This is a genomic window from Nitrobacter sp. CN101, from assembly GCF_055390255.1.
Map to the genome: position 1 here is coordinate 3,649,466 of NZ_AP038833.1, position 12,614 is coordinate 3,662,079.

Below are 12,614 nucleotides of genomic sequence, written 5' to 3' on the forward strand. Positions count from 1 at the left end.
ATGTCCTCTCTAACGGCTAATAGCCTAATTCAGGGAGGACCACTTTTCAGGGGGCAGACCAAGCGGCTGACATAGATCACAAGCGCGTAGAGGGCCGCGGACACGACAAGAACCGCATAGAAGAAGATCGCGGGCGTGCGCAAAGGAACACCCAGAATATCCGGACCCATCACATTGCGAATCCCTTCATAGCCGTTGAGAAACTCGACGTTGGCCTGCACGAAGAAGTAAAAGCTCACTGCGATCGCGAGCGTGATCATCAGCAGATAGATCTCGCGTGTTCGTACCGCGACGGCACCGATCACGCCCCCCGCAATAGTCGAGAATACAAGCGCCAGAGCGATGGCAAGCGCATAAGAAAGCTGGAGACCATTGGCCGGTATGGCATCCGGCACCGTCACGGCTACCGTGTATCCGGCAACGCCCGCGGCAACTATCTGGGCAAGCGAGATGAACCCGCCATAGTGAGCAAGAAACGTAAGCGAGAGCGCCACGATGCCGAAGACCATAGCCCGCACGAATATGTTGACCGTCCAGAAATCCGGTAGCACCGCCGGCAGCGAGACAAGGACGATCAGAAGAAGCGTCGACGTCAAAGCCGGCGAGGCCAAGACTCGCCCGCTGAACGCTGCAGCTGTGGAAACCGCATCACTCATGAGAACTTTCTTCCCAACAGGCCGCAAGGCCTGAATGCGAGCACTGCCACCATGATGAGTAGCGTGAACATCACGGAGTAGGCCGGAAACAACGACTGTCCGAACTGCTCGGCCATGCCGAGCAGAAGGGCACCAAGCGCCGTCCCGGGCAAGGATCCCATGCCACCCACGATGACAACCACAAGTGAGGTCAGCAGGAATTCGATATCCTTCTCCTGACCGAAAGGTTGTGCCGTGCCGCCTACAACCCCGGCCAAGCCGGCGAGAGCAGCGCCGATTGCAAAAACGACAACAGAGACGAACGGGACGTTGACGCCTTGAGCCGACAGCATGGCGCGATCATCGACACCGGCGCGCACGACGATGCCGAGCTTGGTTCGCTGTAAGATCAGCCAGAGGCCGAAACCAACGCCGATCGCCACCACCACCTGAAACAGGCGAAAGGTTGAATACTGACCGCCTTGCACGAACGGGACCGGCACCGACCCAAACAAAATGTCGGGCGCGTAGAATTGCTGACTCAGTCCGCCAAAAATCGCCAGAAGCTGGTCTGCAACGATGATGGAGATTCCGATCGTCACGAGCGTCTGGCGCAACTCTTGACCCTGCATCCAACCAAGAAAGACAACCTGCAGCACGATGCCAAGAATCGCCGATGCGGCCATGCCAACGACCAGAGCTACGATCCAGGCATATGCATTTCCGTCATCGTAAAGCGGATAAAAAACAGCGACGCCGGCGTAGGCGCCGACAAGAAACAGCGTTCCGTGCGCCATGTTCACCGAGCGCATCAGACCGAAGATCAGCGAGAATCCGATCGCCACAATGAAGTAGAGAGCGGATACGGTAAGACCGTTGAGCGCCACCGTGAGAAACAATTCGAGGTTCAAGCTTCACGCTCCACCAATCGGACTCATCGCACGCTGTTTTTGTGCGCGCACGTTTTATAGCAAACAGACCGCAGATTTATTTTACGTATTTTGCTTGTTGTTAAGTAATCTTGTCCGTCTGACTATTCGGCGCTCATACATAATCTTCTTTTGAGATCGGACGTGACGCCAATCAGATTCGAGCGCTCAAATGGCAACCGGCGTTACGGAAGCCAATGCTTCTTCGGACTCGGTCCTGAGAAACAGGTGGCGTTTCAGACGTAACGGACACCATCGACGATCCTGCTTTAGTATCTCGCAATTCAACCGGTCGATTTACGGGGTGATCGATCGATGATCGCAATTTGCAAATGGGCGCGCATCGACATGCTCTTCGCAGGATACTCGCGGGGCTGATGCTGAAAAAAAACAATTACCAAACGTTTCAACGATCAAATCGCGGTCATTCGCTAGTTATAGCTTTCTGCGACAGAGTTATTCTTATTTTTCCAGGCAGCTTGACCCCCGTTCGAACGCGTGGCTCGATTGCAGGAGTACTTGGCACAGTCGTTGAAACGGATAACACGTCCATGGCCGACAACTACATTATTGAAACGTCTCAAGGCGCGGCGGGCCTAGTCGTTCGCAGCGGTCGCGGTTTCATGTTCTTCTCAGCCAAAAAGGAGTTTGACGTTCTTGAAGGCCAGCTGTTCACGAGTCCCGCGCGAGCCGTCAAGGCTGCGATCGGACACGAAACGAGGCGAGGAGCTCGGTTTACGACATCCGCGAAATAAAGCGCGATGTTCTGCGTTGGAACGTCAGTAAGCCACAAGACGTACGGCCGGCGCTTCTCGCTATCTCAGGCCTGTCATGACAGAGCTCACGCCGCTTCTTGGACTGCTCTTCGACGATGCTTCGATTACCCTCGACGACAAGTCGCTGTTGCCTCAGGCAATCCGGCGTAACGGTCAGGAGGAGGCGGTCGGTCGCCTCAGCGGGGAAATGCAAAGTATCGCTAGGCAGCGTTCACGCTCATGCGATTGTTCGCCCGCCCATTGCCTGAGAATTCTCGGGCTAACCGACCCCGTAGCATAGCTAGAACCGCTGCCTCCTGGTAGCGATACTGCTTTCTGCCTTTCGCGTCGCGGCCCGTGTCTTGAAGAATGTGCCCATACGCAAACTTGATGCGATAGCCAACTCTTACGGACGATTTCAATCCTGCCTCAGACTTGGCCCTCCGTCTGGCGTCATATGCCCTTGCGCCGAGTGCGCTGGAGCACCTTGGACACAGTCGTCTCGATTGTCAGCTCGATATTCGGGTGAAGCGCTAAATGCTGATACCAATCCGAATAGTTTATTAATGTTCGTCCCTTAGCGCCTAACGTATGAATGGCTGGTTCACATCGAAAGCCGCCGAACCCTCGGTTCAAAGCTGGGCCCGAGTGATCCTGCTGACGATCGCCGGGACGCTCTGCTGCGTCGTCTTGGCCTTTACGATCGACAGCTACTCCTTCAAGGAAGGCGTATGGAGATTAGGGACCAGCCCCGAGAATGATGTGATCATTCCCCTGCTGATCGCGCCGCCGTTCTTTTTCTACCTTCTCAGCAAATTGCGCCAGCTGGCAATCGCACATAAGCAACTGACAGTCATAGCCTCAACCGACGGCCTGACATCCTGTTTCAATCGCGCTGCATTCACGACCCTGGTAGACGCCTATCTTGAACGGGTGATCCAGCAGGAAAGGCGCTGCGATGGCGCGCTGCTAGTCATGGACGTCGATCACTTCAAAAACGTCAATGACAATTTCGGTCACGATGCAGGCGACGAGGCTCTCAAACTGATCGCTCAAAGCATCAGATCGACGCTGCGCGAAGTAGACCTTGTCGGTCGCATGGGCGGCGAGGAATTTAGCGTGTTCCTTCCAGGCATTGCCTCGGACCGGGCCGTCGTGGTCGCCGAGCGAATCCGGGAAACTGTGAAGGCTGCGGAATTTTGCTTCGAAGGGGTTTCCTGCGATCTCTCGATCAGCATCGGCGGAGCGACCTTTGTCCAAAGAACATCGTTCTCGGAGCTATACAAGCTCGCCGATAAACAGCTCTACGATGCAAAGCGGAAAGGGCGAAATCGAGTTGAGCTTTGTCAGTTAGCCAGCAGCGCTCCACTTTCAGCTGCGCATTGAACAAATCAGCGCGCGTATGACGAAGCGTATATGCGCCGCTGTCGGCCATAGCCAGTGTCATAGCCAAGTCTCGACTTGCGCAGCAGCCCGCTGGCGCATCAATCCCTATACAGACCTGGCGATCGTGCGCGAGCCGGGGCAAACGCAGAGCACCCTGTTCTGCGCTGGCCTCCTAAAAGCCAAGCATGCACTGCTGCGTTGTCACCTCGGCGCCGGGCCAGGCTGGGAGTTGATCGCGTAAATATCTGCTCGTCAGGTATGCAGGTGTCAAAAACCCGCTAAAATTCAAAGCAGGGAGCGAACGTGGCTTTGACGTAGCGGTTAGGGCATTCCAACGACCGCACGCATCGCTGTAATATCAGTCTCCGTGCCCGCAAACATCATCAGCGAAAACGCCACATCCGTCAGGTCACGCCTCAGCAACTAATCTACGGCTACAATCGAACCCTCGACCTCGCCGAAGCCGACGCGATAGCCGTCGCCCTGACACCAGCCGCGAATGCGGAGCGAGTCGCCGTCTTCGAGGAACGAACGGCGCTCGCCACCGTCAATCTCAAGCGGCATGGTCCCATTCCAGCTCAGCTCCAACATGCTGCCGCGCTCGGCCTTTTCGGGGCCGCTGATGGTGCCTGACCCCAAAAGATCGCCGACATTCATTGCGCAACCTGAAGAGGCATGATGCACGAGCTGCTGCACTGACGACCAGTACATGTATTTGAAATTGGTCCGGCAGATTCTGGCCGACTTTGCCATCTTCTCCGTTCGTAGGTCTACCTCGAGCCGTATGTCGTAATTGTTCGGTTGTGTCTGGTGCAGATAAGGCAACGGCTTCGGATCCTGCGCCGGACCATGAACCCGAAACGGCTCCAATGCCTCGCGCGTCACGATCCACGGGCTGATCGAGGTGCCGAACGCCTTCGCCTGAAACGGCCCCAGCGGCACATATTCCCATTGCTGGATATCGCGCGCGCTCCAATCATTCAGCAGCGTGAAACCGAAAATCATTTCTTCTGCTTGCTGTTCGGTCAACATCTCGCCGATCGCAGAGCCCTGCCCGATTACGACGCCCATTTCCAGTTCGAAATCGAGTCGCTTACACGGGCCGAAGTTCGGAAGCTCCGCCGTTGGCGATTTCAACTGCCCGCGCGGGCGGCGGATCGGCGTGCCGCTGACCACGACGGTCGATGCCCGGCCATTGTAGCCGATAGGAATATGCAGCCAGTTCGGCAGCAGCGGATTGGTCTTATCGCGGAACATGGTGCCGACATTGGTGGCGTGTTCCTTCGAGGAATAGAAATCAGTGAAGCCTGCGACGCGGATCGGCATGTGCATTCGCGCGAGATTCTGAGGTGCAAGCGCGCGCATGCGCAAATCCGTGTTGTCGCGCAGTTCCGGATTATCATGACGCAGCAATTCGCTGATCCGTCCGCGCGTCTGCGACCACATCTTCGGTCCGAGCGCCATGAAGGCATTCAGCGAAGGCTCTGCAAAAACTCCGCTAACCCCGCCGCAACGGATCAGACCGGCGGATTCCAGCACGGCGAGATCGAGAATCTGATTGCCAATCGCCACGCCAACGCGCAACTCCGGCTGCTTCGGTGTTGAGAACATCCCGTAAGGCAGGTTTTGTATCGGAAAGTCGGATACCGCATCGACTTCAACGAAGGTGCGGAGCTTGGGATCGTTCGGGTGCATTTTTTCATCCGGATTGCTCTTGCTTACTATTCTGCGCGGCGCTCCCGGCCCAGTTCAGCAGCGGCTTCGGAAAGTCTCGTCGAGATATTTAATGATCGCAATCGACTGCGCCAGTTCAGGATCAGCGCTGACCTCGGCAGCCAGCCGGTTCAGCCGAAATGGCACGAATTTGAACAGGTCGATCGTCGCAACGGATGCCGTGTCGGCGGCAAGATTCATCGGCACTTTCATAGTTGCAGTTGCGACCATTTTAGCGATGGTCTAGCCTCTTTGCCAGATTTTCAACTGCGACGGAGCTTGATCCGGAGCGACCATGACCCAGCGGTCTGTCAGGCAATTTGCTTATCGCCCGCACCCCGATCAGGAGCGCACTGAAGGTAAAGCTGCGCACCATCCGGTCATCATCGTCGGTGCCGGGCCGATTGGCCTCTCACTCACGATCGATTTGGCACAGCGCGGACAAGCCGTCGTGCTGCTTGATGATACAGACAGGATCGGTGACGGGTCGCGGGCGATCTGTTTTTCCAAGCGATCGTTGGAATTGTGGGATCGCCTCGGTGTCGGCGAACGGATGGTCGAAAAGGGAATTGCCTGGAAAGTCGGCAAGATATTCCTCAAGGACGAGATGATCTACCGGTTCGATCTGTTGCCCGAAGAAGGGCACAAGATGCCGGCTTTCATCAATCTTCAGCAGTACTATGCCGAAGCTTATCTGGTCGACCGCGTTCAGGAATTGCCGCTGATCGATCTGCGCTGGCGAAACAGGGTCGTTGGCCTAGAGCAGCACAACGACCACGCCGTTGTTGAGATTGAGACTCCGGACGGACGATACAAACTGAAATCTGATTTCGTGATCGCCTGCGATGGCGCACGATCGGCCTTGCGGGGTTTCGTGGGTGCGGAATTTTTCGGCGAATCCTTCAACGATCAATTTTTGATCGCAGACGTAAAAATGACGGCCACGTTTCCAACCGAACGCTGGTTCTGGTTCGACCCGCCATTCCATTCCGGACAGTCCGCGCTGCTTCACCGCCAGCCTGACGACGTGTGGCGCATCGATCTGCAACTTGGCCCAGACGCGGACCCCACCGTCGAACGGCTTCCGGAGAATGTGCGGCCGCGGATCGAACGCATGCTGGGACACAAGGAATTCGAATTCGAATGGATATCGATCTATAAGTTTCAATGTCGGCGCATGCAGCGGTTTATTCATGGACGGGTTATCTTCGCAGGTGACTCCGCTCACCAAGTCTCCCCGTTTGGGGCACGGGGTGCGAATTCCGGGCTCGAAGATGCCGAAAACCTTGCCTGGAAGCTCGCTCTCGTCTTGCGGGGCAAGGCCGCGGTTTCTCTGCTTGATAGTTATGAGAGCGAGCGCAGCGCAGCGGCGGACGAAAATATTCGCGCGTCGACTTGCTCGACAGATTTCATTGCCCCCCATTCAAACCACGAACGGCGGATGCGCCATGCCGTGCTTCGACTTGCCAAGGAGGTCGATTTCGCCAGGTGCATGGTGAACGGCGGACGGCTAGCAACACCGTCAACTTACAATACGCCATTGTCTACGAGCGACGTCGACACATGGCGAGCCGGCCCACCTCCGGGCGCGCCGATCGTGGACGCGCCTTTGACGACTACGAACGACGACCGTATTTATCTTACTGAAGCTTTCAAAGCAGCCTGCGACAATTTTGTTCTGCTGGAATCCGGAAACGGATCGGCTCTCGATCCGCTTGATTGTCACTGCATCAGCATCGGACCCAATGCACCACTCCGCGACACATCCGGACTGTTCGCGAAGCGCTATGATGCGTCCGATGGGGCCGCCTATTTGCTTCGACCGGATGGATACGTTGCGGCGCGGTTCAGACATCCCACGTTACCTGTAGTGCAAGCCGCAATCGCGCGGGCGAGTGCGCTAATCGAGGGCATGCCATGACGCTTTCGACGCAGTCCAACTTTCCTGACCCGGACGCCGCTTATCGCCTGGTGGTCGAGGCGCATCGTGGCCTGAGCGATGAGCAGAGCGCGTCGCTCGATACCGCCCTCGTTTTGATTCTTGCCAATCATATCGGGGATGTAGAGGTCCTTCGCGAGGCGGTTTTGCTAGCAAAACGACGCCTCGGGAATGATCAGTGCGGGTGAGTGGAGTTCGAAGACGAAAGAAAACAAATGAGCGCCAAGGGTTTCGCTTCCACGACCGATACGGCGGAGAAGAAAATCACATTCTCCGAAATCGGCCCCGACATCTATGCGTTCACCGCCGAGGGCGATCCAAATACGGCGGTCATTGTCGGCGACGACGGCTGCATTGTGTTTGACGCGCAGGCGACGCCCGCGATGGCTAGCAGCGTCGTCGAACGCGTCAGGACCGTAACCGACAAACCCATCAAGTATGTTGTTCTATCGCACTACCATGCCGTGCGCGTGCTCGGCGCTTCTGCATATCACGCACAGGGAATCGTCGCCTCGAAAGAAACGCACAGGCTGATCGAAGAGCGTGGACAACAGGATTGGGAATCTGAGTTCGGCCGGTTTCCACGGCTATTCCGTGATGCCGCAAGCATCCCGGGTCTGACTTGGCCGACACTTACGTTCGAGACTGAGATGACAATCTATCTCGGCAAGCGCGCGGTGAGGTTGATGCATCTGGGTGCCGGCCACACATCCGGAGATATCGTGGCATGGGTCCCCGATGCGCAAGTGATGTGCTCAGGCGATCTGATCGAATACCATTCCGCTTGCTATTGCGGAGATGCCTATTTGCGTGAATGGCCGACGACATTGAATGAAATTCTTAAATTCAATCCCAAGGCAGTCGCTCCCGGCCGCGGCGACGCCCTCAGTGGTCAGTCCATCACACGGGGGGCAATAGCGATGACACGTGATTTCGTCACCGCATTGTACGGCTCGGCAGAATTGTCCGTCGCCAAAGGGCACAGCCTGAAGGAGACGGTCGCCGCGACACGCGAAATCATGGACCCGAAATTCTCGACCTTCGCCATTTATGAACACTGCTTGCCGTTCAACGTCTCCCGGGCTTTCGATGAGGCATCGGGCATCGACAACCCGGTGATCTGGACCGCGGACCGTGACCGCGAGATGTGGGCGGCCATTCAAGGAGGATAAGGCGATGAACACCAATTTCGCTCCTGTCGCCGTCAATCGCAGCAGTGCCAACGTGACGCCCGGCTATATGTCGGGCTTTGGCAATAGCTTCGAGACCGAAGCACTACCGGGCGCATTGCCGATCGGTCGCAATTCACCTCAACGCTGCGCCTACGGATTGTACGCCGAACAACTGTCCGGCTCGCCGTTCACCGCGCCGCGCGGCGCCAACGAACGCTCGTGGCTTTATCGTATCCGTCCCTCGGTTCGTCATTCGGGACGTTTCGTTAAGGTCGATGCAAGACTCTGGCGCACAGCGCCGTGCCTCGAGCACGACATGCCGATCGCGCAACTGCGCTGGGGTCCTACGCCCATCCCAGAGGACGAGCTGACTTTCGTGCAGAGCGTGCGGACGATGACCACCGCGGGCGACGCCCACACCCAGGTCGGCATGGCCGCGCATATCTATCTCATTACGAAATCCATGGTCGATCAGCATTTTTACAATGCCGACGGCGAGATGCTGTTCGTACCGCAGGAGGGTAGCCTTCGCTTCGTCACCGAATTCGGCGTGATCGATGCCGAGCCGCGCGAAATTGCCGTCATTCCGCGCGGCGTCAAGTTTCGCGTCGAAATTCCATCCGGCCCTGCGCGCGGCTATCTGTGCGAGAACTACGGCGGCGCGTTCACGCTGCCTGAACGCGGACCCATCGGCGCGAATTGTCTTGCCAATTCACGCGACTTTCTTACCCCCGTCGCCGCTTATGAGGATAGCGACAAGCCCACTGAGTTGTTCGTGAAATGGGGTGGAGCGTTATGGTCCACGGCTCTGCCTCACTCACCGATTGATGTCGTGGCGTGGCACGGCAATTATGCGCCCTATAAGTACGATTTAAGGGCGTTCTCGCCAATCGGTGCAATCGGCTTCGATCATCCCGATCCATCGATCTTCACCGTGCTGACATCGCCTTCGGAAATCGCCGGCACAGCGAATATCGATTTCGTGATTTTCCCGGAGCGCTGGGCGGTCGCGGAAAACACGTTTCGTCCACCCTGGTATCATATGAACATCATGTCCGAGTTTATGGGCTTGATCTACGGCGTTTACGACGCCAAGCCGCAGGGATTCCTACCTGGCGGCATTAGCCTGCATAATTGCATGCTTCCTCACGGGCCCGACCGCGAGGCGTTCGACCATGCCAGCAATACCGAGCTCAAGCCCGTCAAGCTAACCGACACGATGGCCTTCATGTTCGAAACACGCTTCCCGCAGCGCGTGACCGAATATGCCGCAACATCCGACGCGCTGCAGGACGGCTACGCGGATTGTTGGCAAGGGCTTGAGCGCCGTTTCGATCCGACCAGGCCGTAAGGTGCAACTCGAGATGAACAACAGCGACGCTTTGCTATACGGATACTTCCGGTCAACCGCAGCCTACCGCGTCCGCATAGCGCTCGGCCTCAAGGGATTGAGCGCGGAGACCAAATTCGTACATTTGCGCAAAGGCGAACAAGCCCAGCAGGCCTATCGCGACATCAACCCGGCTGGACTGGTGCCCTATTGGATCGAAGGCGACTTTCGTCTCGCTCAATCACTCGCGATCATCGAATATCTCGATGAAACGCACCCGGCTCCCCCTCTGCTGCCATCCAGCCCGAAAGCACGCGCTATCGCGCGCGAAATCGCACTGGTGGTGACAAGCGACATTCATCCCATCGGAAACCTTCGTGTTTTGAATCGGCTGGCCGAAATGGGAGTCGATGAGGCCGCCCGCACAACATGGTCGCAGCACTGGATCAAAGTCGGATTCGAATCAATCGAAGCCCGTCTTGCGCACCTGCCGGGGCCATTTGCGCTCGGTGAACAGCCGACGGTAGCCGATATTTGCATTATCCCGCAGGTGTTCAATGCGCGACGTTTCGGTGTTGATCTTTCTCCATACAAACGAATCCTTGAGATCGACGCGACAGCCTCGGGTCTCAAAGCATTTGCCATGGCCGAACCAGGCCGTCAGCCCGACGCAGAATAGACCTCGAAAAAAAGGAAAAAATTATAGCTAATTGACAGGCATTTCCTCGTTCAGAGCCAAGGCCGCTGGTGCTTAATGCAACACGTCCGCGTCCGATCAATCGGAACTCCGCCAGATTATTGTTAAACGTTTCGCCGTAATCTGGAGGGAGAAGTGATGGGAGAATGATTGTGGTTCAACACTCTCACGGGCAGAATGATCTCGGTGAGGTAGAGGTAGTCAAATCCGAAACGGGATTCATTCACTACGCGCTCGATGTCACGGCCATCGTGGCCATTACCAATGTTCAGGGCACAATCACACACGTCAACAATAAATTCTGTGAAATTTCGGGCTATTCGCAGCACGAACTTATCGGGCAAAATCACCGACTCCTGCGCTCGGATGCTCATGACAAGGCGTTCTTTCGCGAAATGTACCGGCAGATCGCCCGAGGGCAGGTATGGCGCGGCGAAATCTGCAATCGTCGAAAGGATGGGACAACCTACTGGGTCGATACGACTATCGTTCCCCATCTGAATGCCGCCGGCAATCCGGATAGTTACACATCTATTCGCTTTGACGTTACGAGGCGCCATCAGATTGAGGAGGACTTGCGCCAAGCCGTCAGTACAGACGCCTTAACCGGCACTGCCAATCGAAGACGGTTTCAGGAGTATCTGACAGCCACGCTCGAACTGAGCAATTCCATTCACACTTCGGTTTACCTGGCCCTGATCGATATCGATGCCTTCAAAGAAATCAACGATACGTTCGGCCATGTTGCTGGCGATAATCTCCTCAAAAATTTTGCAGAGCGGCTTCGCGCTTTTGAGGCGGAGGATATTTTCATTGCCAGGCTTGGCGGCGACGAATTTGGAATCGTGATATCTGACAAGGCGTGTGCAGATGTTCCAGCTCTTTTGGACGAGGTGCTGGACAGTATCAAACAGCCTGTTTGGCTAGGTGATATTAAACACCGATATACGGCTAGTATTGGCGTGGCCGCCTTTCCTATGGATGCCAAGACACCTGATGGGCTTTTCAAGGCCGCCGATATGGCGCTTTATCACTCAAAAGCTTCAGGGCGAGATCAGCGCCAATGTTTCGCACCGCGCCTCCAATTAGCAGTCGAATACAAAAGCGCGTTGCTGCAGGCTGTTGAGGCGGGTCTCGATCGAAACCAGTTCAGTCTCCACTATCAAGCTGTTGTACCAACCGTTCCCGGCAAGTCGATCTCGCTCGAAGGCCTGCTGCGATGGCAGCATCCCGAGCGCGGTCTCCTCACGCCCGGTGCATTTCTACCGGAGATCAATGATCCTGGGCTGGAGTCGGAAATCGGAATGTTTGTTGTCGAACGAGCATTCAAAGACATGGCATGCATACTGGAGGAAAGCCTTCCTGTGGACCGCCTTGCCATTAACGTGGCGAATGCGGATTTTCGATCCGACCGGTTTGTAGATCGATTTTTCGAACTTTCGGCCCAGACCGGCATCTCACCCGACCGGTTTTGCGTCGAGGTCGTTGAACAGGTATTTCTGGGGACCAATTTCCAGAGCTTTCAAGACCGCCTATTACGTCTGCACGATGCCGGCGTCGAACTCGCGCTCGATGACTTCGGAACAGGCTTTGCGTCCCTTACCCATCTCCGGCGCATACCGATCGACCGTGTCAAAATAGACCGAGGGTTCATTTCCAGCCTACCAGCGAGTGGAGAAGACTTGGTCCTTGTCAAAGGTATTATTGATATCGCCCATGCTCTCGGTAAATCCGTAACGGCTGAGGGAATCGAGACTGAAGAGCAGGCGACGCTTCTTCAGCAACTCGGTGCCGACGGCCTTCAGGGTTGGTATTTTTCCAAAGCCTGTACGATGGAGCGCTTGCGTTACGTGCTGCTCCAGCTGTTGCGCAGGTCGAGATATAGCGATAATCCGCTTCAAATAGTTGCGCCTAGGAGTGCTTAGAACCGATCCCGTCTGCCAGCCCTTTGAGGTCATATCATCGCTTCAGCTTCTTTCGGGTTAAGTTGCCGCGCCAGAACTGTCCGCCGTCAGATGATCTGACGGACTATTTGGACCAGCGGGACTAGAGGCTGCT

The 12,614-nt window shown here is 56.2% G+C and carries 11 protein-coding genes; 7 read left to right on the forward strand and 4 right to left on the reverse strand.

The window, feature by feature from the left end:
- Positions 1–29: 29 nt before the first annotated feature.
- Positions 30–656 (reverse strand): ABC transporter permease subunit, encoded by a 627-nt coding sequence (locus ACZ5IL_RS18260; RefSeq protein ID WP_464593710.1) that lies wholly within the window; start codon positions 654–656, stop codon positions 30–32.
- Complete coding sequence (locus tag ACZ5IL_RS18265; RefSeq protein ID WP_464593712.1) at positions 653–1,546, reverse strand: branched-chain amino acid ABC transporter permease; 894 nt, start codon at positions 1,544–1,546, stop codon at positions 653–655. The genes ACZ5IL_RS18260 and ACZ5IL_RS18265 overlap by 4 nt, the downstream gene beginning before the upstream one ends.
- Positions 1,547–2,910: 1,364 nt before the next feature.
- Here ACZ5IL_RS18265 and ACZ5IL_RS18270 point away from each other — a divergent pair.
- Positions 2,911–3,705, forward strand: coding sequence for a GGDEF domain-containing protein (locus ACZ5IL_RS18270; protein WP_464593714.1), 795 nt, complete (start codon positions 2,911–2,913; stop codon positions 3,703–3,705).
- 423 nt (positions 3,706–4,128) lie between these two features.
- Here the strand turns inward: ACZ5IL_RS18270 and fahA are convergent, their stop codons facing one another.
- Entirely contained in the window at positions 4,129–5,400 is a 1,272-nt protein-coding gene (gene fahA / locus ACZ5IL_RS18275; protein WP_464593716.1) for a fumarylacetoacetase, read from the reverse strand.
- 54 nt (positions 5,401–5,454) lie between these two features.
- Entirely contained in the window at positions 5,455–5,619 is a 165-nt protein-coding gene (locus ACZ5IL_RS18280) for a hypothetical protein (RefSeq protein WP_464593718.1), read from the reverse strand.
- Positions 5,620–5,713: 94 nt separating this feature from the next.
- Here ACZ5IL_RS18280 and ACZ5IL_RS18285 point away from each other — a divergent pair, with 94 nt between their 5' ends.
- From ACZ5IL_RS18285 to ACZ5IL_RS18310, 6 genes are all read left to right on the forward strand, one after another.
- Positions 5,714–7,339, forward strand: a complete 1,626-nt coding sequence (locus tag ACZ5IL_RS18285) for an FAD-dependent oxidoreductase (protein WP_464593719.1) — start codon at positions 5,714–5,716, stop codon at positions 7,337–7,339.
- Positions 7,336–7,545, forward strand: coding sequence for a DUF2783 domain-containing protein (locus ACZ5IL_RS18290; protein ID WP_079447923.1), 210 nt, complete (start codon positions 7,336–7,338; stop codon positions 7,543–7,545). The genes ACZ5IL_RS18285 and ACZ5IL_RS18290 overlap by 4 nt, the downstream gene beginning before the upstream one ends.
- Before the next feature lie 27 nt (positions 7,546–7,572).
- Entirely contained in the window at positions 7,573–8,529 is a 957-nt protein-coding gene (locus ACZ5IL_RS18295) for an MBL fold metallo-hydrolase (protein WP_464593722.1), read from the forward strand.
- 4 nt (positions 8,530–8,533) lie between these two features.
- Entirely contained in the window at positions 8,534–9,880 is a 1,347-nt protein-coding gene (gene hmgA, locus ACZ5IL_RS18300) for a homogentisate 1,2-dioxygenase (protein WP_464593724.1), read from the forward strand.
- Between the two features lie 13 nt (positions 9,881–9,893).
- A complete protein-coding gene (gene maiA, locus ACZ5IL_RS18305) occupies positions 9,894–10,538 on the forward strand; it encodes a maleylacetoacetate isomerase (protein ID WP_464593726.1) in 645 nt (214 codons plus the stop codon).
- A 164-nt stretch (positions 10,539–10,702) separates the two neighbouring features.
- A complete protein-coding gene (locus ACZ5IL_RS18310; RefSeq protein ID WP_464593727.1) occupies positions 10,703–12,481 on the forward strand; it encodes a putative bifunctional diguanylate cyclase/phosphodiesterase in 1,779 nt (592 codons plus the stop codon).
- The last annotated feature ends 133 nt before the right edge of the window (positions 12,482–12,614 follow it).

Bases quoted from the DNA above. Each gene is read 5' to 3' on its own strand.
- ACZ5IL_RS18295 (WP_464593722.1), top strand. From the start codon at position 7,573: ATGAGCGCCAAGGGTTTCGCTTCCACGACCGATACGGCGGAGAAGAAA.
- ACZ5IL_RS18260 (WP_464593710.1), bottom strand. From the start codon at position 656: ATGAGTGATGCGGTTTCCACAGCTGCAGCGTTCAGCGGGCGAGTCTTG.
- ACZ5IL_RS18280 (WP_464593718.1), bottom strand. From the start codon at position 5,619: ATGAATCTTGCCGCCGACACGGCATCCGTTGCGACGATCGACCTGTTC.
- ACZ5IL_RS18310 (WP_464593727.1), top strand. From the start codon at position 10,703: ATGATTGTGGTTCAACACTCTCACGGGCAGAATGATCTCGGTGAGGTA.
- ACZ5IL_RS18290 (WP_079447923.1), top strand. From the start codon at position 7,336: ATGACGCTTTCGACGCAGTCCAACTTTCCTGACCCGGACGCCGCTTAT.
- fahA (WP_464593716.1), bottom strand. From the start codon at position 5,400: ATGCACCCGAACGATCCCAAGCTCCGCACCTTCGTTGAAGTCGATGCG.
- hmgA (WP_464593724.1), top strand. From the start codon at position 8,534: ATGAACACCAATTTCGCTCCTGTCGCCGTCAATCGCAGCAGTGCCAAC.
- ACZ5IL_RS18285 (WP_464593719.1), top strand. From the start codon at position 5,714: ATGACCCAGCGGTCTGTCAGGCAATTTGCTTATCGCCCGCACCCCGAT.
- ACZ5IL_RS18270 (WP_464593714.1), top strand. From the start codon at position 2,911: ATGAATGGCTGGTTCACATCGAAAGCCGCCGAACCCTCGGTTCAAAGC.
- maiA (WP_464593726.1), top strand. From the start codon at position 9,894: ATGAACAACAGCGACGCTTTGCTATACGGATACTTCCGGTCAACCGCA.